This window comes from Neogemmobacter tilapiae (assembly GCF_014652215.1).
Taxonomy (GTDB): domain Bacteria; phylum Pseudomonadota; class Alphaproteobacteria; order Rhodobacterales; family Rhodobacteraceae; genus Neogemmobacter; species Neogemmobacter tilapiae.
Map to the genome: position 1 here is coordinate 214,956 of NZ_BMYJ01000006.1, position 17,227 is coordinate 232,182.

Here is a 17,227-nt window from a genome sequence, read left to right on the forward strand (position 1 = left end):
ATAATTCAGCCGGATTTTTCCTCGGCCTTGGCCCGGTTCCACAGCGCATCCATTTCCACCAGATCGCTTTCCGCCGGGGTCTTGCCCTGTTCCACCAGCAAAGCCTCGATCCTTTCAAAACGCCGGGTGAATTTCGCATTCGTCGCGCGCAGGGCCGCTTCCGGATCAATCTTCAGATGCCGCGCCAGATTGGCCATCACGAACAACAGATCGCCCATTTCCGCGAACAATTCCTCCGGCCCCAACTTATCCCGCGCCTCGACCAGCTCCCCCGCCTCCTCTACCAGCTTGTCCAGCACCTGATCGGTCGAAGGCCAGTCAAACCCCACCCGCGCCGCGCGATTCTGCAATTTCACTGCCCTTGTCAGCCCCGGCAGCCCCATCGCCACCCCGTCCAGAACCCCCACGCGCCCCCGTTCCCGCGCCTTCTGCGCCTCCCAATCGCGGGTCTGCTGTTCGGCGGTCTTATCCCCGCTTTCCTCGCCAAAAACATGCGGATGCCGAACGACCATCTTGTCGGACACCACCCGCACCACATCGCCAAAGCCGAAATGCCCCGCCTCGGCCGCCATTTGCGCGTGATAGACCGATTGGAACAGCAAATCCCCCAACTCGCCCTTCAGCCCCGCCATATCCCCCTGTTCAATCGCATCGGCCACCTCATAGGCCTCTTCAATCGTATAGGGCGCGATCGTCCCAAAATCCTGCTCCCGGTCCCAAGGGCAGCCATCCGGCGCCCGCAGCCGGGCCATGATTTCCAGCAAACGCTCAATGCCTGCCTCGGGGTCATGCACCAAGGCGTCGCTTTCAGGGCGGGGAAGGGGGCGTTCGGGCATTGCGGGCGGCCTCTATTTGCGGTTTGATCAAACCTTATCCGGCACCAAAGGAGTCCACCATGCCCGTTCTGAACCGCATCGCCGATCTTTCGGACCAGATGAAGGCATGGCGGCGCTATCTGCACCAGCATCCCGAACTATCCTTTGACTGCCCCGAAACGGCCGCCTTCATCGCCGCGCGCCTGCGCGAGATGGGCGTCGATGAAATTCACGAAGGCATCGCCCAGACGGGCATTGTCGCCATCATCAACGGTCAGGGCGACGGCCCAACGATTGGCCTGCGCGCCGATTTTGATGCCCTGCCCATCGACGAAATCACCGGCGCAGAGTATGCCAGTCTGAACGCGGGCAAGATGCACGCCTGCGGCCATGACGGCCATACCGCCATGCTGCTGGGGGCCGCGCAATATCTGGCCGAAACCCGGCGCTTTACCGGCCGCGTCGCGCTGATCTTCCAACCGGCAGAAGAGGACGGCGGCGGGGGCGAGGTGATGGTCAAAGAAGGGGTGATGGAACGTTTTAACATCACCCAAGCCTATGCCATCCACAACGTCCCGAACCTGCCTTTTGGCACGTTCCACACCAATCCCGGTGCCATCATGGCCTCGGTCGATACCGCGACGGTCAAGGTCACCGGCAAAGGCGGCCACGGGGCCACGCCGCATGAAACCACCGATCCCGTGGTGGCCATCGTGGCGATGGTGCAGGCCATGCAAACCATCCTGTCGCGCAACATGAACCCGATTGAAGAGGCGGTCGTTTCGATCACTCAAATCCACACCGGCACCGCCAGCAACATTATTCCCGGCGATGGCTGGTTCTGCGCCACGATCCGAGCCTTCAAACCCGAAGTGCGCGATCTGCTGAAAAAGCGCTTCATCGAAATCGTGCAGGGCCATGCCGCGGCCTTCAATGTCGAGGCCGAGATTGACTATGACTGGGGCTATCCGCCCACCATCAACCATGCCGCCGAAACCCTGTTCGCGGCCTCGGTTGCCGCCGATATCGTTGGCGAAGGGGCGGTGAACACCGATTCCCCCCGCGAAATGGGGGCCGAGGATTTCAGCTATATGCTTGAGGCTCGGCCCGGTTCCTATCTGTTCCTAGGCACGGGGCCGGGGGCAGGGCTGCACCATGCGGCCTTTGATTTCAATGATGAGGCCGCCCCCGTCGGCGCAAGTTTTCTGGCCCGGCTGGTCGAACGGGCGCAACCCTTGCCGTGAAAGGATATTGAAATGACGAAATGGTTATGTCTGGCCTTGGGGCTTTTGGCGGCCCCGGCTGCCGCGCAGGATATGCTGGATTTTCAGGCCCCTTCGGGCAACATCTTCTGCCTGATGATCGCAGGGCCGGATGGTGGCGCGCGCTGCGACATGCGCGAACTGACACCCAGTTTTAAGACACCTCCCGCCGATTGCGACCTCGACTATGGTTCTTTCTTCTGGATCGGGGCCACTGGCCCGGCCTATCCCGCTTGCGCGGGTGATACCGTGATGAACCCCCGCGCCCCGGTGCTGGACTACGGCCAGTCGGTGAAACTGGGCAAAGTCACCTGTTCGGCGGAAAAGACTGGCGTCACCTGCAAAAACGCCGAGGGCCACGGCTTTACCCTGTCCCGCGCCAAGCAAAAGGTGTTCTGAAAAACGGCGCCCCGGACAGGATCCGGGGCGCCCGCAAGCCTATTCTGCCGCTTGCGGCGGTGTCGCGTCCTTGGGTTGCACCAGCCTTGGCACATCCTTGGCCCCCGCCGTGCCACGCCCCGAAAGCGACGGGTTCTCCATGAAAAAGCGGTGGCAGTTAAAGCCCTCCACCCCTTCCGGCACCGGATCGCGCTGATAATGCCCATCCGGGAACAGCACCCAGCTTTGTTCGGTATCGGCCATATTGGCCGACATGATCTGGTTCATCACCTGATTGCGCACCGTCGGCGTATGCAGTTCGACCAGCGTTTCCACCCGCCGCGTCAGGTTCCGCCCCATCCAATCGGCCGAAGACATGAACACCCGCGCCTTTTTTGACGGCAGGCCCGCGCCATTGCCGAAACAGACGATCCGGCTGTGTTCCAGAAAACGCCCGACGATGGATTTCACCCGGATGTTGTCCGACAGCCCCTTGATCCCTGGCCGGAGGGCGCAAATCCCCCGCATCACCAGATTGATCTTCACGCCCGCCTGTGACGCCGCGTAAAGCGCGTCGATCACATCGGTTTCGACCAGACTGTTCATCTTGGCCCAAATCTCTGCCGGACGCCCGGCGCGGGCATGCTCCGCCTCCGCCGCGATCAGCTCCAGCAAACGCGGTTTCAGCGTAATCGGCGAAATCGCCAGATTTTCCAGACCCTCGGGCTGCACATAGCCCGACAGATAGTTGAACACCTTGGTCGCATCCCGCCCAAGCGCCGGATCGCAGGTAAAGAACGAAAGGTCGGTATAAATCCGCGCCGTGATCGGGTGATAGTTGCCCGTCCCGTAATGCGTATAGGTCACCAGATTGTCGCCCTCACGCCGAACAACGGTGCTGATCTTGGCATGGGTCTTATACTGCATGAAACCATAGACGACATGCGCCCCGGCCCGTTCCAACCGCCGCGACTGACGGATGTTCGCAGCCTCGTCAAAGCGCGCTTTCAGTTCGACCAACGCCGTCACCGACTTGCCCGCCTCCGCCGCCTCGCACAAAGCGCTGACAATCGGGCTGTCCCAGCTTGTCCGGTACAGCGTCTGCTTGATTGCCAAGACGTTCGGATCGCGTGCCGCCTGTTCGATAAAGCGGATCACCATGTCAAAAGTTTCGTACGGATGATGCAGCAGCATGTCCTTTTGCCGGATCGCCGCGAACATATCGCCGTCGTGATCCTCCACCCGTTCCGGCACCCGCGGCGCGAATTTCGGCCAAAGCAGATCGGGCCGCGTCGAAAGCACCAGTTCCTTCAGGTCCGCCACACCCAGCAGCCCCCGCGCCTCCACCACCTCATCCGCTGTCACGGCCAATTCATCCATGATCAGCGCCTGCAAATCCTCGGGCGCGCCCGCGCTGATCTTCAGCCGGATCACCTCGCCCCGACGCCGCCGTTTCAGCGCGGTTTCAAATTCCCGCACCAGATCTTCGGCCTCGTCCTCCACCTCCAGGTCGCTGTCCCGCAGCACCCGGAACGCGCAATGCCCCCGGTCGGTATAGCCGGGGAACAGCATGTTCAGATGCAAAAGCAGCAGCTCTTCCAACGGCAGGAACCGGTTTTCCCCCGCCTTGCCCGGCAGCGGCACGAAACGCGCAATCTGCTGCGGAATGGGCAGCAGCGCCTGCAAGGGCCGATGGTCGCTGGCCCGTTCCAACTGCAAGGCCAGACAGAACCCCGTGTTCGGAATGAACGGGAAGGGGTGGGCAGGGTCGATGGCCAGCGGCGATAGGATCGGGAAAACCTTGTTCAGGAAATGCTCTTCCAGAAATTTCAGATCCCGCGCCGTCAGCTTGGACCGCGTCAGAACCACGATCCCCTGTTCTTCCATCTCCCGCCGCAGCTTGTTGAACACATTCTGCTGCGTCTGCATCAGCCGCCGCGCATCTTCGTTGATTAACCGCAACTGTTCGACCGGCGTCAGACCGTCTTCCGAAGGCATCGGATTGTTCGCCCGGATCAGCGCCCGCAGCCCCGCCACCCGCACCATATAGAATTCATCCAGGTTAGCCGCCGAAATCGACAGGAACCGCAGCCGCTCCAGCAAAGGCACCGCCGGATTGCCCGCCTCATCCAAAACCCGCCAGTTGAAGGCCAGCCACGAAAGCTCGCGGTTGAAAAAGCGTTTCGGCCCGGTGAAATCGCTTTCAGGCAGGTCGGCGGGCGGGGCGAAGGTGGCGCGCAGGAAATCGGACTGGGTCATGGCGGCGGTGTGCAGGCAATTTGCAACGGGCATGTGACATTAATCCGCTTGTGCTGAAGAAAAGTCCAGAATTTCGGCCGCCATTCCCCGGCTGACCGGCGCCCGGCGCTGCAAGGACAACTGATCCAGCCGCCCCACGATGTCCCGCGCCGCCGCAATCGAACGGTCCATTCGGGGCAGCAGCCAGGCCACCACTGTCGGGTCCACCGCCAACTGCCGGTCCGCGAACAGTTTCACCAGCACCGCCGACAAAAGCCCGTCATCCGGCGGCTCCAGCCGCGTCACCGGCGCCGAAAGTAACCGGCTTGCCAGATCGGGCAGCACAAGCCCCCAATCCCGTGGCGGCAGGGCGGCAGTGATCAACAGCGGCTGACCCGTTTCGCCCATCAGGTTCCACAGATGGAACAGCCCCGATTCCCGTCCCCGCTCGCCCGCCAGATCTTCGGCGTTTTCCACCACCACCGGCCCGCTCGCCAACCCCGTCAGATCGCCCTGTACCGGCAGCGTGAACCCCTCGATCCGCCGCGCCCCCACATCCCCCGCCCAGATCGCCGCCAGATGCGTCTTGCCACTGCCCGCAGGCCCCACCAACAGCATTCGCCGGTTCGGCCAGCCTTCCCAACCGTCCAGAGCCGCCACGGCCACCGCATTCGACGGCCCGACAAAGAACGCCCCGCGCCCCAGCGCCGGATCGTGCCCCAGATCAAAGGTCAGTTGCCGCGCTGTCACGCCCGGTCCTTTCCTTCATCCATCATCCCCTCGGGCACAGGTTGCGTTCCCGCATAGCCCGTATACAAACGGCTGGCCTGATATTGCCCGATCAGAAAGCGGATGATCACACCCACCACCGCCGCCACCGGCACCGCCACCAGCAGCCCGACAAAACCAAAGACCGCCCCAAAGGCTGACAGCGCGAACAACAGCCACACCGGATGCAGCCCCACCGAATTGCCCACCAGACGCGGCGTGATGATGTTGCCTTCCAGAAACTGCCCCAAGGCAAAGATCCCCACCACAATCCCGATGCTGAACCATTCCCCCCAGAACTGATAAAAGGCCAGACCAATCGCCAAGGCCCCTCCGATCAGCGCCCCGATATAGGGAATGAAGGTGATCGCCCCCGCAATCGCCCCCACGATCAGCCCGAATTGCAGCCCCGCCAGCACCAGCGCAATCGCATAATAGCCCCCCAGCACCAAACAGACCGACAACTGTCCCCGCACAAAGGCCGCCATGACCCGGTTCGCCTCGCCGGCCAACTGCCGGATCACAGGGGCGTGGTCCCTGGGCAGCAAAGCATCAATCCGCGCCACCATCTTGTCCCAGTCCAGCAGCAGGTAGAAGGCCACCACCGGCACCACCACCAGAAACACCACCGCATTGATCACGCCAAACACCGACCCGATCAGCGTATTTGCCAGTTCCGCCCCATGCGCCTGCACCGCCGCCCCAATATCCGCCAAAGTCTGCCGGATGGTCGAGGTTTCGTCTGTGATCGACGGGAAATGGGCCATCAGAAAGCCCTGCAACTGTTTCGCAATTTCCGGGGCCGCATTCACCAGCGCGATCAACTGCTGCACCAGAACCGGAATCACCGCCAGCACCAGCAGCGTGAACACCAACAGCGCCGCGACCGAAATTGTCACGGTGGCCATTACCCGGCTGAAACCCATCCGCTCCAGCCGGTCGGCAATCGGGTCCAGCAGATAGGCAATCCCCCCCGCCACGATAAAGGGCAGCAGCACATCGCCCAGCAGCCACATCGCTGCTAGAAAAATCAGGGTCGAAATGCCCCAGTATTTTGCCTGTGTCCGAACCGGCAAGACCATTCCCGCACCCCAAATTTGTGTCCCCCCTGACATGGACCACAGCCGCCCCGGTTTCAAGCGGCTTGGGTCAAACGGTTATTGTCGCCAACCTGTCATAAACCCTTGGCTTATGTTCCCGAAACGGGGGTTTTTGCGGCATCGACGCTTCGCTAGAGTTTTCGGCACGCAATTCCTTTGGCACCGAAAAGGCACCTCAATGACCCCTATTGCAAAATCCTTCCTTCTCGCCGCTGTTCTTTCCGCGCTCTGCGGCCTGGGCCTTGGTATTTTCATGGCCGCCTCGCAGGACCATACCCTTGGCGGCGTCCATGCCCATCTCAATCTTGTGGGCTGGGTCTCCTTGGCGCTTTTCGGCTTTTACTATGCCTTGACGCCGCAGGCTGTCGGCGGCTTGGCCCGTATTCATCTGCTGTTGTCCGTTCTGGGCGCAATCGTCATGCCCATCGGCATCGCTTTGGCCATCCTCAAGGGGCAAGAGGCTGTCGTTGCCATTGGCTCCCTGCTCGTGTTGGGCGGGATGCTCGTCTTTGGGCTCACCGTCCTCCGTCACGGCGTTGGCCGCGCCTAGGCGACCAAGGCCGCCAGCCCCGGCACCATCCGTGTGGCGGGCAGGGCCTGAATTTCGGCGATGACGATCCCTTCGGCCACGAAGGGATCGGCCTCAACACGCGCCTCCACCCCCGCGCCCCGCGCCAGAACAAACCCGCCCGCACCGCCGGGCAAACTGCCACTGGCCAGAAACGCCCCCTCGTCAAAACCCCGTTGCAGCCAAGCATTGTGCCCCGCCATGAATTCCGCGGCACGCGCCTTCTCTGCGCCAAAGCGCAGGGTGATCAGATGCATTTCATTCTCCATTCAAAACCTCGTCCAGCCACAGGTGCAAGGCCTTCACTTCCGCCTGCATCAGGGCCTTATCGCCGGTGATATTGGCCAAGGCCGCCACCCCCTGCGCCCGCCCGAACAGATGCCGTGCCAGTTCTTCACGCCCCCCGGCCAAGACCAGTTGTGCTGCCAGCCAGTCGATGAACAGCCCCGCAATCGCCTGCGCCCCCGGCTGCGCCGCATGGTTCAGCCGCGCCAATTCCTGACATAAGCCCCCCACCGGGCAGCCATGTGCCATGATCTTCGCCTCATTCACCGTCAGAATGTCGATGAAACGATGCAGCGCCGCCCTTGGCCCCAGGGCCGCCCATTCCGCCAGCCACAGTTTTCGCTGTTCCAGCCGCCGCGCCATCACCGCGTCAAGGATCGCATCCTTCGTCTTGAAATGATGATAGAAATTTCCCCGCGAAATCCCCAATGCCCCCGCAATATCCGCGAAAGACGTGGTCGCGAAACCCCGTTCATAAAACAGACGGTCGGCCAGTTCGGCGATCTTTTCTGGGGTGGCAACAGGCATCAGAGGGCTCGCTAGGACGTTTGACCTATAATTAGGGCGAACGTCCTAGTATCGTCAATCCCCCTTGCGCAGATCCAGCAAACCCACCCGACCATAGCCCGACCAACCCCGCCGATAGTGCAGAAAGGCCGCCGCCGGATGGTCGCGGTAAAGGTCGTTCGTCACGATCTCTGCCCCCGTCTTCAGCGCCTTGTCGATCAGGGCTTGATCCGCAATCTGCCCCTTCTCGATCACGGTCACCTGCACGCCTTTCGGCTTGCCCAGGGCCTCCCAAAGCATTCCAGAATTCATGAAACGTCCCGCCAAAACATGGCCGATCGAGGCATCACAGATCACCTGAACCTCGCGCCTTTCGCCCCGCAGGATATTCACCACCGCTTTCAGGATGTTCAGGTTCGCCACCTCAGACAATCCCGCATTTCGTTCCCAATTCACCACGTTGGATCCATCCACCAGAACGGGCAGAACGCCTTGGGCCTTGGCCGGCATCAGCCGATAGTCGCGCGGCCGAGCGGCCTGCGCCAAGCCTCGCCACTCCATGCCCTTGGCCGTCATTGTCTGCCGCACGCCCGTCACCACCCGCGCCTCCCGATGCTTTGCCGCCGCCGCCCGGGCCAAAGCATTCGTCGCATCAAAACCGGCGTCCCGCGTCACCCAGACCTCCCCCAAGGGCGTCAGGTCCAAACCATCCACCGCATCCTGATCCGTCACCGCCAGAATAGCCCCCCGCAACGCCTGCGCCCGGGCCTTTTCCACCAGGGTTTCCAGCGCCGCGTCCTCGCCAGTCCTTGCCCCCCCACCCGGTTTGCCCCGGCCAAAGAAAAACCAGCCCAAGACCCCGACAAGGGCCAGCAGACCCCCATAGATCAACAGATCACCCATGAACCGTCCCCATACCCCATCCCGCCCCACCATTGCCCGCCAAATCGCCCCCGGCAAGCCCCGCGGCACTTGCCCGGCCATTCCTTGCGCGTTAGGAACCTTCAAACCCTGATCCAAAGGTCATCCCATGCGTCTGTCGCGCTATTTCCTGCCTGTCCTCAAAGAAAACCCCGCCGAGGCGCAGATCGTCTCGCACCGCTACATGCTGCGCGCCGGCATGATCAAACAACAGGCCGCTGGCATCTATTCCTGGCTGCCCCTGGGCTACCGTGTCCTGAAGCGGATTGAAGAGATCGTCCATCAGGAACAGATCCGCGCGGGCCATATCCCGCTCCTCATGCCCACTCTGCAATCGGCGGACCTCTGGCGCGAAAGTGGGCGCTACGACGCCTATGGCCCGGAAATGCTCCGCTTCAAGGACCGGCACGACCGCGAAATGCTGTTTGGGCCGACGAACGAGGAAATGATCACCGACATTTTCCGCGCCCATGTCAGCAGCTACAAAGACCTGCCCCTGACCCTTTACCACATCCAGTGGAAATTCCGCGACGAGATGCGTCCCCGCTTTGGCGTCATGCGCGGCCGCGAATTCCTGATGAAGGATGGCTATAACTTTGACGTCGACCGCGACGCCGCCATCCACGCCTACAACCGCCATATGGTCAGCTACCTGCGCACCTATGAACGCATGGGCCTGACCGCCATCCCGATGCGCGCCGATTCTGGCCCCATCGGCGGCGAAGATACGCATGAATTCCTCGTCCTCGCCTCCACCGGCGAATCCGAAGTCTTCTATGATGACCGCGTGACCTCCCTCCGTCTGGGCCAACGCGACATCGACTATGACAACCGCGCGCAAGTGGCCGAAGTCTGCAAGGAATTCACCACGCTTTATGCGCGCACCGATGAAACCCATGATCAGGCGGTCTTTGACCAGATCCCCGAAGCCCACCGCAAATCGGCGCGGGGGATCGAGGTTGGCCAGATCTTCTATTTCGGCACAAAATATTCCGACGCCATGGGCGCCTCTGTCGTCACCGCCGACGGCTCGAAAGTTCCCGTCGAAATGGGCTCGCACGGCATCGGCGTCAGCCGTCTGCTGGGTGCCATCATCGAGGCGTCGCATGACGAAAAGGGGATTATCTGGCCCGAAGGCGTCACCCCCTTCCCGGTGGGCATCGTCAACCTGAAACGGGGCGACAGCGCCGCCGACGCCGCCTGCGAAGGGCTTTACAAAGCTTTGGCCGCCAAAGGGCTTGAGGCGTTGTATGACGACCGCGACGAAAGGGCAGGGGCCAAATTCGCCACGATGGACCTGATCGGCCTGCCCTGGCGCATCACGGTCGGCCCGCGCGGGCTGGCAAATGGCGTCGTCGAACTCACCTCGCGCCGCACCGGCGAGTCGGAAGAAATGTCGCCCGAGGCGGCCGTGGACCGCGTGGCCCAGATCTACGCCGGACGTTAAGCCAAAGCGGCGCGACAACCCGCGCGCCGCCGTCACCGTTCCGCCCGCGCCGCTGCAAGCGTCGCTAGGGTTTGCGGGAAGAAGGGGGGCATCTGCCCCCCGGGCTTCGCCTCCCCCCGGGATATTTTTGAAGAAAAGATGAGAGCCAACAAAAGAACCCCGTTCAGCCATGCTGAACGGGGCCATCTTCTCTTACGGTCATCGGCATCCCTGCCTGTACCGCCCCTGCAATTTACCGCTGAAAGCTTAACAGCCTCTAAATCTACTCTTGAAAAATATCCTCGGGGGAGGGCACCCCGTGCCCGTGGGGGCGGACAGCCCCCGCCGAAGCAAGGGGGCTCGATGCCCCCGCGCTTCGGTTTCCACCTCTGGACATTCCCCCGCGCCGCCCCACATGGTGTAACGTTCATACAAGGAGGGTGCGATGCAATATCGCCGTTTGGGCCGGGCCGGGCTGAAGGTCAGTGAATTCTCTTTCGGGTCTTGGGTGACCTTTGGCAAACAGGTGGACACCGGCCTTGCCGAACGCATGCTGGGCACCGCCTATGACGCCGGCGTCAACTTCTTTGACAATGCCGAGGGGTATGAGCAGGGCAATTCCGAGGTCGTCATGGGCCATGCCCTGAAAGCCCTCGGTTGGACCCGCGACAGCTATGCCGTCTCCTCCAAGGTCTTCTGGGGCGGCGAAAAGCCCACCCAGCGTGGCCTTTCGGCGAAACACGTCCGCGATGCCTGTGATGCCGCCCTGCGCCGTTTGCAGGTCGATTACCTTGATCTTTACTTCTGCCACCGTCCCGACATCGACACCCCGATCGAGGAAACCGTTCGCGCGATGGATACGCTCGTCCGGCAGGGCAAGGTCGTTTATTGGGGCACGTCCGAATGGTCGGCGGCGCAGATTGCCACCGCCCACGCCATCGCCGCCCGCGACCATCTGACCCCACCCACGATGGAACAGCCGCAGTACAACCTCTTTGAACGCCAGAAGGTCGAATCCGAGTATCTGCCGATCTATGAAACCTGGGGGCTCGGCACCACGATCTGGTCGCCCTTGGCCAGCGGCCTGCTGACCGGCAAATACAACAACGGCATCCCGAACGACGCCCGCGCGAATCTGGCAGGCTACGAATGGCTGCGCGACATGTTCAATTCCGCCGAAGGTCAGGCCAAGGTCGCCAAGGCCCAAGCCCTAGGCAAGCTCGCCACCGAAGCAGGCCTGCCGCTGCATCACATGGCGCTTCTTTGGTGCCTGAATACGCCGCATGTCTCGACCGTCATTCTGGGCGCGTCGCGGCTGGAACAGTTGCAGGACAATCTGGCCGCCTTGGATCACCGCGCCAAGATGACCCCCGACCTGCTGGCCGCCATCGAATCCGTCATGGGCAACAAACCCGCCGAACCTCAGCGGTTCTAGGTGCAAACCCCCTCTCCCCAGCGGGGGAGGGGGTCACATCTTCACCACCACAGCCCCCCGCTTGTGCCGCGTGTCCGCCAAGGCGTGGGCCGCGCGGATCTCGGCAAAGGCAAATTCGGCCCCCACCAAGGGTCGATAGCCCCCCGCGCGATAAAGCTTGATCAGCCGATCCATCGCAGGCCCGCTGTCCACCGCCGTCTGCACATGCAACCGATGCCCATTCCGCCGGGGCCGCAGGCTGTGCCCCAACTGCTGCGCCAGACTGGCCACCACAACCACCAGCAACTGCCCGCCCGCCGCCAGATGCGGCATGGCCCGCGCATAGGGCAGGGTGCCCGCGCAATCCATGGTCACATCGAACGGCCCCGCAGGCAGTGGCGCGTCATAGCCTTGCGCGTGATGCGCGCCCAATTCCAAGGCCAATGCTACATTCGCAGGCCCGCACAGCGCCGTCACCTCGGCCCCCAGATGCCGCCCGATCTGCACCGCGGCCGATCCCACCGCCCCCGTCGCCCCGTTGATCAGCAGCCGCTGCCCTGCCTCCAACCCGGCCTGCCGCGTCAGAAAATCCAAGGCCGTCAGCCCGCCAAAGAAAAACCCCGCGGCCTCGGCGTCGCTTAACCCCTCAGGGATCGCCCGCACCCGCCCGCTCGCCGCAATCGCCAACTTTTCGGCATGGCATCCGCCCTTTAGCCCGGTGATGCCAAAGACCCGCTGCCCGACCGCAAAGCCCGGCCCCGCCGCCTCGACCACACCGGCAAACTCCATCCCCATCACCGCACGGCGCGGCCGCCGCCAGCCCAGGATCAGCCGCAGGATCAGACCAAAGCCGCGCGGCACATTCAGCGCCCGCATCCGGCTGTCGCCCGCCGTCACCGGACTCGCCGTCACCCGCACCAAAAGATCATCCGCCAACAACTCCGGCTCTGGCACATCAACCAATTCAATCACCGAAGGCGGCCCATAGGCCCGCGTTACAGCCGCTTTCATGTCCCCTCCTCACATTGAAACACTGCATCCAAGGGCTGCCCAAAGGCCCGCGCGATCAGAAAGGCGAGTTCCAGCGAGGGGAAGTATTTCGCCCCCTCAATCGCCATGATCGTCTGGCGCGTCACACCCACCTTTTCGGCCAAATCCTTTTGCGTCATCTCGCCCGCCTCAAACCGCAGGCGGCGGATCTGGTTGGTGATCTTGGGCCGCATCACCATGCCATGCCCCGCCGATACAGGAACAGTTTCACCAGCGTCCCCGCCATATCGCCCAAGGCGCAGGACGCAAGGATCAGGTTCAATGCCATTACCACCGTCACCCCCCAAGCCAGCGCCCCGATGGAACCCACGATGCCCATCGACATGACGACCAGCGTCACCTGCAAACCGCGCAGGCCGATCTGATTGTCGCGTTCGTCCTTTTCAAAACTCGGGCTTCTTTCGCCCGTCACCGCCGCATACAGCACCGTCGCCAGAACCGTCAGCGCAATGCCGATGGCGATACAGGCCGCAATCAGCCAGCACACCGTCCGCGCCCAAAGCATTGGCCCATCGGCCCCATCGAAGACTCCCGCCGCCTGCCGCTGCGACAGCACGCTGATCATCAGCCCCCATGCAATCAGGCTGATCACAATCCCCACCGCCGCATTGCGTTCTTCAAAGCTCATGATCACCCTCATGTTCGGTTTGTATGACATTGGGTAAATCATGCCATACTTGGCGTCAAAGATTCTTTACATCGCAACCCAATTGACCTTCCCCCCATTTCCCGCAACCTTGCGATCAAATTTCCGGAGGGGACGATGAAAGCACTGATCACCTGGGGCGGATGGGACGGGCATGAACCCGACAAGGTCGCCGCCCTTTTCCAAGGTTGGCTGGCCGAGGCGGGGGCCGATGTGACGCTGACCGACAGCCTAGCCTGTTTCGATGATGCCCAGACGCTGGCCAGCTATGACCTGATCCTGCCGGTCTGGACCATGTCGAAAATCACCAAGGAACAGGCGCAGAACGTCGCCGATGTGGTCGCCGCTGGCACGGGGCTGGCCGGTTGCCACGGCGGCATGTGCGATTCCTTTCGTGAAAATGAACTGTGGCAATTCATGACCGGCGCGCAATGGGTCGCCCATCCCGGCAACGACGGCGTCGATTACCGCGTGCGGATCGTCACCAACGATCCCTTGGTCGCAGGCATCGGCGATTTCGACGTTTCGACCGAACAATATTACCTGCATGTCGATCCGGCGGTCAAAATCCACGCCGTCACCGACTTCCCCCTCGTCGAAGGCCCGCATTCGGTGAACGGGGCCGTCGAAATGCCCGTCGTCTTTACCAAAGGCTGGGGCAGGGGCCGCGTCTACTACAACGCCCTTGGCCACAAGGCCGAAGTCATCGCCAGTGGCCCCCCCGCCGAGCTTTTGAAACGCGGCCTCCAATGGGCCGCCCGTCGGCGCGTCGCCTAAAAATACGGGATTTCCGCAGTCTTGTTGCAAGATCTGCGGAAATCCCGTAGTATCACCCTATGGTCGATCCGTTCGATCCCTCAAAAAACGCGGCAAATCTGGCCAAGCATGGCCTGCCCTTGACTTTCGGCGACAAGATCTTTGCCGATGAAAACCATCTGATCCTGCCCTCCGTCCGGGCCATCGACGGGGAAGAGCGTTTCAAGGTGATCGGACGGGTGGAGCAAAAACACTATACCGCCGTCTTTGTCTGGCGGAACGATCTGCCGCGTTACATCTCGGTGCGAAGGAGCAACAAGGGTGAAGAACGATCCTATCATACTGAAGCCTGATCCTGTGGATGCCGAAGATTTCGACGTCACGGCCCAAGCGCTTGACCGTGGCCAGCGCGCCCGGCTGATCCGCAAGACGCGCACGACGCTCGGCCTTTCCCAGACCGAATTCGCCAGCCGCTTCCATGTGCCGGTCGGCACATTGCGCGATTGGGAACAGGCGCGCGCCACCGCCCCCGATTTTGCTGTGGCCTATGTCAAGGTCATCGCCCAGCACCCCGACATCGTGGCCAAGGCCGTCGCCTAAGAAAAAGCCCCGGCCTTGGCCGGGGCTTTCCCTTTACTTCTTCAGTTCTGCAATCAATTCATCCAGCGCCGCACAGGCCGCCTGCATATCATCCCCTGCTGCCATCGCGTCCTTCTGGATCTCTTCCAGCTTCGGCTGCAACGTCAGCATCTTTTGCGGGTCTTTCGCCAGAACCTCTTGCATCAGCGTTGTCAATTCGGCGGTTTTCGCCTGCACCAGCTCTTCCGTGCATTCCTCTTCCCCGCAGGCGCTCAGCAGCGACGCGGCCAGCAAGGCGGCGGCAAATTTCATGTAACGCATCATATCCCTCGATATTTTCTTTATTCCGGCCAAAGGCCTGCGGCCAATTACGGCAAGATCGTGGCAATGTGAAGGGGCCTTGCGCACCCTTTTGCCGGGGCGGGTTGACCTTGCCCGCCCCAACCCCCACTTTGCGCCAGCAATGCACAGGAGAGCGCCTTGGCCGAACGCACCCCCCCCTTTGCGGGCTTTGAATGGATGATCGCCTGGCGCTATCTGCGCGCCCGCCGGGCCGAGGGTGGCGTCAGCGTCATGACCTGGATCAGCCTTGTGGGCATCACTTTGGCCGTCTTCGCGCTGATCGCCACCCTTTCGGTCCGCGCCGGTTTCCGCGCGGAATTTGTGGATACTATCCTTGGGGCCAATGGTCATGTCAGCGTCTATGCCGCCGAAACCATCGACGAAAACGGCCGTATCACCAAGGGTTTCCCCGATTACGCCGAGATCGCTGAACGCATCCGCGAAATCCCCGGTGTTCTGCGCGCCGCCCCGATGATCAAGGGGCAGGCCATGGCCAATGCCAATGGCCGCAATGCTGCCGCCGAGGTGATGGGCCTATCCCAGGCCGATCTGGCCGAAATCCCCCGCATCGGCCACGGCCCCGACCACATGGGCGATATCACCCAGTTTGATCAAGGCATCGCCATCGGCTCTGGCATTGCCCGCGAACTGGGCCTGCAAGTGGGGGACAAGCTGCGCCTGATCACGCCGGACGGGGCGAAAACCCCGATGGGCACCAGCCCCCGCGTCAAGGCCTATACCGTTACCTATATCTTCACCGCCGGGCGCTATGACATCGACAACACCCGCATCTACATGCCCTTTGCCGAGGCTCAATCCTATTTCAACCGCGACGGCGTGGCGGATGAGGTCGAGGTTAGCGTCGAAAACCCCGAACAGATCGACGACTACCAACTCGCCCTTCTGGGCGCAGGCGGCGACAACGCCCTCCTCTGGACATGGCGCGACCGTTCCGGCTCCTTCCTGCGGGCGCTGACGATCGAGGACAATGTCATGTTCATTATCATGTCGATCCTTGTCCTCATCGCCTCACTCAACATCATCTCCGGCCTCATCATGCTGGTGAAAAACAAGGGCCGCGACATCGGCATTCTGCGCACCATGGGCCTGACCGAGGGTTCGATCCTCCGCGTCTTTTTCATCTGCGGCGCCTTTACAGGCACCATCGGCACCATTGCCGGCGTCACCTTGGGTTGCCTTTTCGCCCTTTATATTGATCCGATCTTTTCGGCGGTGAACGCCCTTTCCGGCGGTGGCGTCTGGGATCCCTCCATCCGCGGCATCTACAACCTGCCTGCCAAATTGCAGATGGGCGATGTGCTTTCCGCCGTTGGCCTTTCCCTTGGCCTGTCCTTCATCGTCACCATCTTTCCCGCCCGCCGCGCCGCGCGGATGAACCCGGTCGAGGCGTTGCGTTATGAATAAAATGGTCCTCTCGCTCAGAAAGATCAAAAAGACCCACAACTATGGCACGGAACAAGCCATCCCTGTGCTGAAAGGGATCGATCTGGAACTGCCTGCGGGCAAAGTTGTCGCAATTGTCGCGCCTTCTGGGGCTGGGAAATCCACGTTGCTGCACATCGCCGGGCTACTTGACGATGAATACGGTGGTGAGGTTCATTTGTCCGGCCAAGACATGTCCCGCGCCAATGACGCGGCCAGAACAGCGGCCCGGCGGCAAGAGATTGGCTTTATCTACCAATTCCATCATCTTCTGCCCGAATTCTCTGCTCTCGAAAATATCGTCTTGCCCCAACTGGCCAACGGCACTCCACGTAGGCAAGCCATAGATAAGGCGATGGATCTTCTGTCCCGTGTTGGCGTCGCAGACCGCGCCAGCCACCGCCCTGCGGCCCTGTCCGGCGGCCAGCAACAGCGTGTTGCCTTCTGCCGTGCCTTGGCCAACAGCCCACGCCTGCTGCTGGCGGATGAACCCACTGGCAACCTTGATCCTGCCACGTCGGAACAAGTCTTTTCCGCGCTGATGGGGCTGGTCCGCGAAACCGGCATGGCCGCGCTGATCGCCACCCACAACATGGAACTGGCGGCCCGAATGGACCGCACCATCAGGCTCGATGCCGGGCGCATTTCCGCCAAAGCCTCCTGACCCCGACGCGATGCGGGGTTGAGGGAACCCGCCGCCCGTGTTGAAGTTGTTCTGCAAGGAAAGGC

At 62.0% G+C, this 17,227-nt stretch carries 21 protein-coding genes; 10 read left to right on the forward strand and 11 right to left on the reverse strand.

Annotated elements, in window-relative coordinates; translation table 11 throughout:
• Window positions 1-5: 5 nt before the first annotated feature.
• Window positions 6-836: a nucleoside triphosphate pyrophosphohydrolase gene (gene mazG / locus IE095_RS11520; protein ID WP_189411804.1), complete on the reverse strand. Its 831-nt coding sequence runs from the start codon at window positions 834-836 to the stop codon at window positions 6-8.
• 59 nt (window positions 837-895) lie between these two features.
• Between mazG and IE095_RS11525 the strand changes: the two genes are divergently transcribed.
• Together IE095_RS11525 and IE095_RS11530 are read left to right on the forward strand one after the other, a co-directional pair.
• Window positions 896-2,059, forward strand: a complete 1,164-nt coding sequence (locus IE095_RS11525) for a M20 aminoacylase family protein (RefSeq protein ID WP_189411805.1) — start codon at window positions 896-898, stop codon at window positions 2,057-2,059.
• 12 nt (window positions 2,060-2,071) lie between these two features.
• On the forward strand, window positions 2,072-2,476 hold the full coding sequence (locus IE095_RS11530) for a DUF6636 domain-containing protein (RefSeq protein ID WP_189411806.1): 405 nt from the start codon (window positions 2,072-2,074) through the stop codon (window positions 2,474-2,476).
• Between the two features lie 39 nt (window positions 2,477-2,515).
• Here IE095_RS11530 and IE095_RS11535 read toward each other — a convergent pair whose 3' ends face one another.
• Genes IE095_RS11535 through IE095_RS11545 form a run of 3 tightly spaced genes read right to left on the reverse strand, consistent with a single transcriptional unit; the run spans window position 2,516 to window position 6,543 of the window.
• Window positions 2,516-4,714, reverse strand: a complete 2,199-nt coding sequence (locus IE095_RS11535; RefSeq protein ID WP_189411884.1) for an RNA degradosome polyphosphate kinase — start codon at window positions 4,712-4,714, stop codon at window positions 2,516-2,518.
• Window positions 4,715-4,753: 39 nt separating this feature from the next.
• Entirely contained in the window at window positions 4,754-5,443 is a 690-nt protein-coding gene (locus tag IE095_RS11540) for a P-loop NTPase family protein (RefSeq protein WP_189411807.1), read from the reverse strand.
• Window positions 5,440-6,543 (reverse strand): AI-2E family transporter, encoded by a 1,104-nt coding sequence (locus IE095_RS11545; RefSeq protein WP_189411808.1) that lies wholly within the window; start codon window positions 6,541-6,543, stop codon window positions 5,440-5,442. Before IE095_RS11545 ends, IE095_RS11540 begins: the two co-directional genes overlap by 4 nt.
• A 196-nt stretch (window positions 6,544-6,739) precedes the next feature.
• Here IE095_RS11545 and IE095_RS11550 point away from each other — a divergent pair, with 196 nt between their 5' ends.
• Window positions 6,740-7,111 carry a hypothetical protein gene (locus IE095_RS11550; protein ID WP_189411809.1) on the forward strand — a complete coding sequence of 124 codons (372 nt, stop codon included), beginning with the start codon at window positions 6,740-6,742 and terminating at the stop codon, window positions 7,109-7,111.
• Here IE095_RS11550 and IE095_RS11555 read toward each other — a convergent pair.
• The 3 genes from IE095_RS11555 to IE095_RS11565 are packed head-to-tail and all read right to left on the reverse strand — an operon-like array spanning window position 7,108 to window position 8,824.
• A complete protein-coding gene (locus IE095_RS11555; protein ID WP_189411810.1) occupies window positions 7,108-7,386 on the reverse strand; it encodes a YciI family protein in 279 nt (92 codons plus the stop codon). The two genes, IE095_RS11550 and IE095_RS11555, sit on opposite strands and share 4 nt — an antisense overlap.
• A 1-nt stretch (window position 7,387) precedes the next feature.
• Window positions 7,388-7,942 (reverse strand): TetR/AcrR family transcriptional regulator, encoded by a 555-nt coding sequence (locus IE095_RS11560; protein ID WP_189411811.1) that lies wholly within the window; start codon window positions 7,940-7,942, stop codon window positions 7,388-7,390.
• 54 nt (window positions 7,943-7,996) lie between these two features.
• Window positions 7,997-8,824, reverse strand: a complete 828-nt coding sequence (locus tag IE095_RS11565; RefSeq protein ID WP_189411812.1) for a hypothetical protein — start codon at window positions 8,822-8,824, stop codon at window positions 7,997-7,999.
• Window positions 8,825-8,951: 127 nt separating this feature from the next.
• Between IE095_RS11565 and proS the strand changes: the two genes are divergently transcribed.
• Both proS and IE095_RS11575 read left to right on the forward strand, forming a co-directional pair.
• Complete coding sequence (gene proS, locus IE095_RS11570; protein WP_189411813.1) at window positions 8,952-10,289, forward strand: proline--tRNA ligase; 1,338 nt, start codon at window positions 8,952-8,954, stop codon at window positions 10,287-10,289.
• A 424-nt stretch (window positions 10,290-10,713) separates the two neighbouring features.
• On the forward strand, window positions 10,714-11,703 hold the full coding sequence (locus IE095_RS11575; protein WP_189411814.1) for a potassium channel beta subunit family protein: 990 nt from the start codon (window positions 10,714-10,716) through the stop codon (window positions 11,701-11,703).
• A 33-nt stretch (window positions 11,704-11,736) separates the two neighbouring features.
• Here IE095_RS11575 and IE095_RS11580 read toward each other — a convergent pair whose 3' ends face one another.
• Genes IE095_RS11580 through IE095_RS11590 form a run of 3 tightly spaced genes read right to left on the reverse strand, consistent with a single transcriptional unit; the run spans window position 11,737 to window position 13,360 of the window.
• Window positions 11,737-12,693, reverse strand: a complete 957-nt coding sequence (locus IE095_RS11580; protein WP_189411815.1) for an NAD(P)-dependent alcohol dehydrogenase — start codon at window positions 12,691-12,693, stop codon at window positions 11,737-11,739.
• Window positions 12,690-12,911 (reverse strand): helix-turn-helix transcriptional regulator, encoded by a 222-nt coding sequence (locus tag IE095_RS11585; RefSeq protein WP_189411816.1) that lies wholly within the window; start codon window positions 12,909-12,911, stop codon window positions 12,690-12,692. Before IE095_RS11585 ends, IE095_RS11580 begins: the two co-directional genes overlap by 4 nt.
• On the reverse strand, window positions 12,905-13,360 hold the full coding sequence (locus IE095_RS11590; RefSeq protein WP_229804733.1) for a hypothetical protein: 456 nt from the start codon (window positions 13,358-13,360) through the stop codon (window positions 12,905-12,907). Before IE095_RS11590 ends, IE095_RS11585 begins: the two co-directional genes overlap by 7 nt.
• A 135-nt stretch (window positions 13,361-13,495) precedes the next feature.
• Between IE095_RS11590 and IE095_RS11595 the strand changes: the two genes are divergently transcribed.
• Genes IE095_RS11595 through IE095_RS11605 form a run of 3 tightly spaced genes read left to right on the forward strand, consistent with a single transcriptional unit; the run spans window position 13,496 to window position 14,734 of the window.
• Window positions 13,496-14,155 carry a ThuA domain-containing protein gene (locus tag IE095_RS11595; protein ID WP_189411818.1) on the forward strand — a complete coding sequence of 220 codons (660 nt, stop codon included), beginning with the start codon at window positions 13,496-13,498 and terminating at the stop codon, window positions 14,153-14,155.
• Window positions 14,156-14,214: 59 nt separating this feature from the next.
• A complete protein-coding gene (locus IE095_RS11600; protein ID WP_189411819.1) occupies window positions 14,215-14,487 on the forward strand; it encodes a BrnT family toxin in 273 nt (90 codons plus the stop codon).
• The gene (locus IE095_RS11605; RefSeq protein WP_189411820.1) at window positions 14,456-14,734 is read left to right on the forward strand and encodes a helix-turn-helix domain-containing protein; all 279 of its coding nucleotides are present in this window, start codon (window positions 14,456-14,458) and stop codon (window positions 14,732-14,734) included. Before IE095_RS11600 ends, IE095_RS11605 begins: the two co-directional genes overlap by 32 nt.
• A 33-nt stretch (window positions 14,735-14,767) precedes the next feature.
• On the opposite strand, the gene IE095_RS11610 is transcribed toward IE095_RS11605, so the two are convergent.
• Window positions 14,768-15,034, reverse strand: a complete 267-nt coding sequence (locus IE095_RS11610; protein WP_189411821.1) for a hypothetical protein — start codon at window positions 15,032-15,034, stop codon at window positions 14,768-14,770.
• 159 nt (window positions 15,035-15,193) lie between these two features.
• Here IE095_RS11610 and IE095_RS11615 point away from each other — a divergent pair, with 159 nt between their 5' ends.
• Entirely contained in the window at window positions 15,194-16,480 is a 1,287-nt protein-coding gene (locus IE095_RS11615; RefSeq protein WP_189411822.1) for a lipoprotein-releasing ABC transporter permease subunit, read from the forward strand.
• Window positions 16,473-17,162, forward strand: a complete 690-nt coding sequence (locus tag IE095_RS11620; RefSeq protein WP_189411823.1) for an ABC transporter ATP-binding protein — start codon at window positions 16,473-16,475, stop codon at window positions 17,160-17,162. Before IE095_RS11615 ends, IE095_RS11620 begins: the two co-directional genes overlap by 8 nt.
• Window positions 17,163-17,227: the final 65 nt, after the last annotated feature.

Bases quoted from the DNA above. Each gene is read 5' to 3' on its own strand.
- mazG (WP_189411804.1), bottom strand. From the start codon at position 836: ATGCCCGAACGCCCCCTTCCCCGCCCTGAAAGCGACGCCTTGGTGCAT.
- IE095_RS11525 (WP_189411805.1), top strand. From the start codon at position 896: ATGCCCGTTCTGAACCGCATCGCCGATCTTTCGGACCAGATGAAGGCA.
- IE095_RS11530 (WP_189411806.1), top strand. From the start codon at position 2,072: ATGACGAAATGGTTATGTCTGGCCTTGGGGCTTTTGGCGGCCCCGGCT.
- IE095_RS11535 (WP_189411884.1), bottom strand. From the start codon at position 4,714: ATGACCCAGTCCGATTTCCTGCGCGCCACCTTCGCCCCGCCCGCCGAC.
- IE095_RS11545 (WP_189411808.1), bottom strand. From the start codon at position 6,543: ATGGTCTTGCCGGTTCGGACACAGGCAAAATACTGGGGCATTTCGACC.
- IE095_RS11550 (WP_189411809.1), top strand. From the start codon at position 6,740: ATGACCCCTATTGCAAAATCCTTCCTTCTCGCCGCTGTTCTTTCCGCG.
- IE095_RS11555 (WP_189411810.1), bottom strand. From the start codon at position 7,386: ATGCATCTGATCACCCTGCGCTTTGGCGCAGAGAAGGCGCGTGCCGCG.
- IE095_RS11560 (WP_189411811.1), bottom strand. From the start codon at position 7,942: ATGCCTGTTGCCACCCCAGAAAAGATCGCCGAACTGGCCGACCGTCTG.
- IE095_RS11565 (WP_189411812.1), bottom strand. From the start codon at position 8,824: ATGGGTGATCTGTTGATCTATGGGGGTCTGCTGGCCCTTGTCGGGGTC.
- proS (WP_189411813.1), top strand. From the start codon at position 8,952: ATGCGTCTGTCGCGCTATTTCCTGCCTGTCCTCAAAGAAAACCCCGCC.
- IE095_RS11575 (WP_189411814.1), top strand. From the start codon at position 10,714: ATGCAATATCGCCGTTTGGGCCGGGCCGGGCTGAAGGTCAGTGAATTC.
- IE095_RS11580 (WP_189411815.1), bottom strand. From the start codon at position 12,693: ATGAAAGCGGCTGTAACGCGGGCCTATGGGCCGCCTTCGGTGATTGAA.
- IE095_RS11585 (WP_189411816.1), bottom strand. From the start codon at position 12,911: ATGGTGATGCGGCCCAAGATCACCAACCAGATCCGCCGCCTGCGGTTT.
- IE095_RS11590 (WP_229804733.1), bottom strand. From the start codon at position 13,360: ATGAGCTTTGAAGAACGCAATGCGGCGGTGGGGATTGTGATCAGCCTG.
- IE095_RS11595 (WP_189411818.1), top strand. From the start codon at position 13,496: ATGAAAGCACTGATCACCTGGGGCGGATGGGACGGGCATGAACCCGAC.
- IE095_RS11600 (WP_189411819.1), top strand. From the start codon at position 14,215: ATGGTCGATCCGTTCGATCCCTCAAAAAACGCGGCAAATCTGGCCAAG.
- IE095_RS11610 (WP_189411821.1), bottom strand. From the start codon at position 15,034: ATGCGTTACATGAAATTTGCCGCCGCCTTGCTGGCCGCGTCGCTGCTG.
- IE095_RS11620 (WP_189411823.1), top strand. From the start codon at position 16,473: ATGAATAAAATGGTCCTCTCGCTCAGAAAGATCAAAAAGACCCACAAC.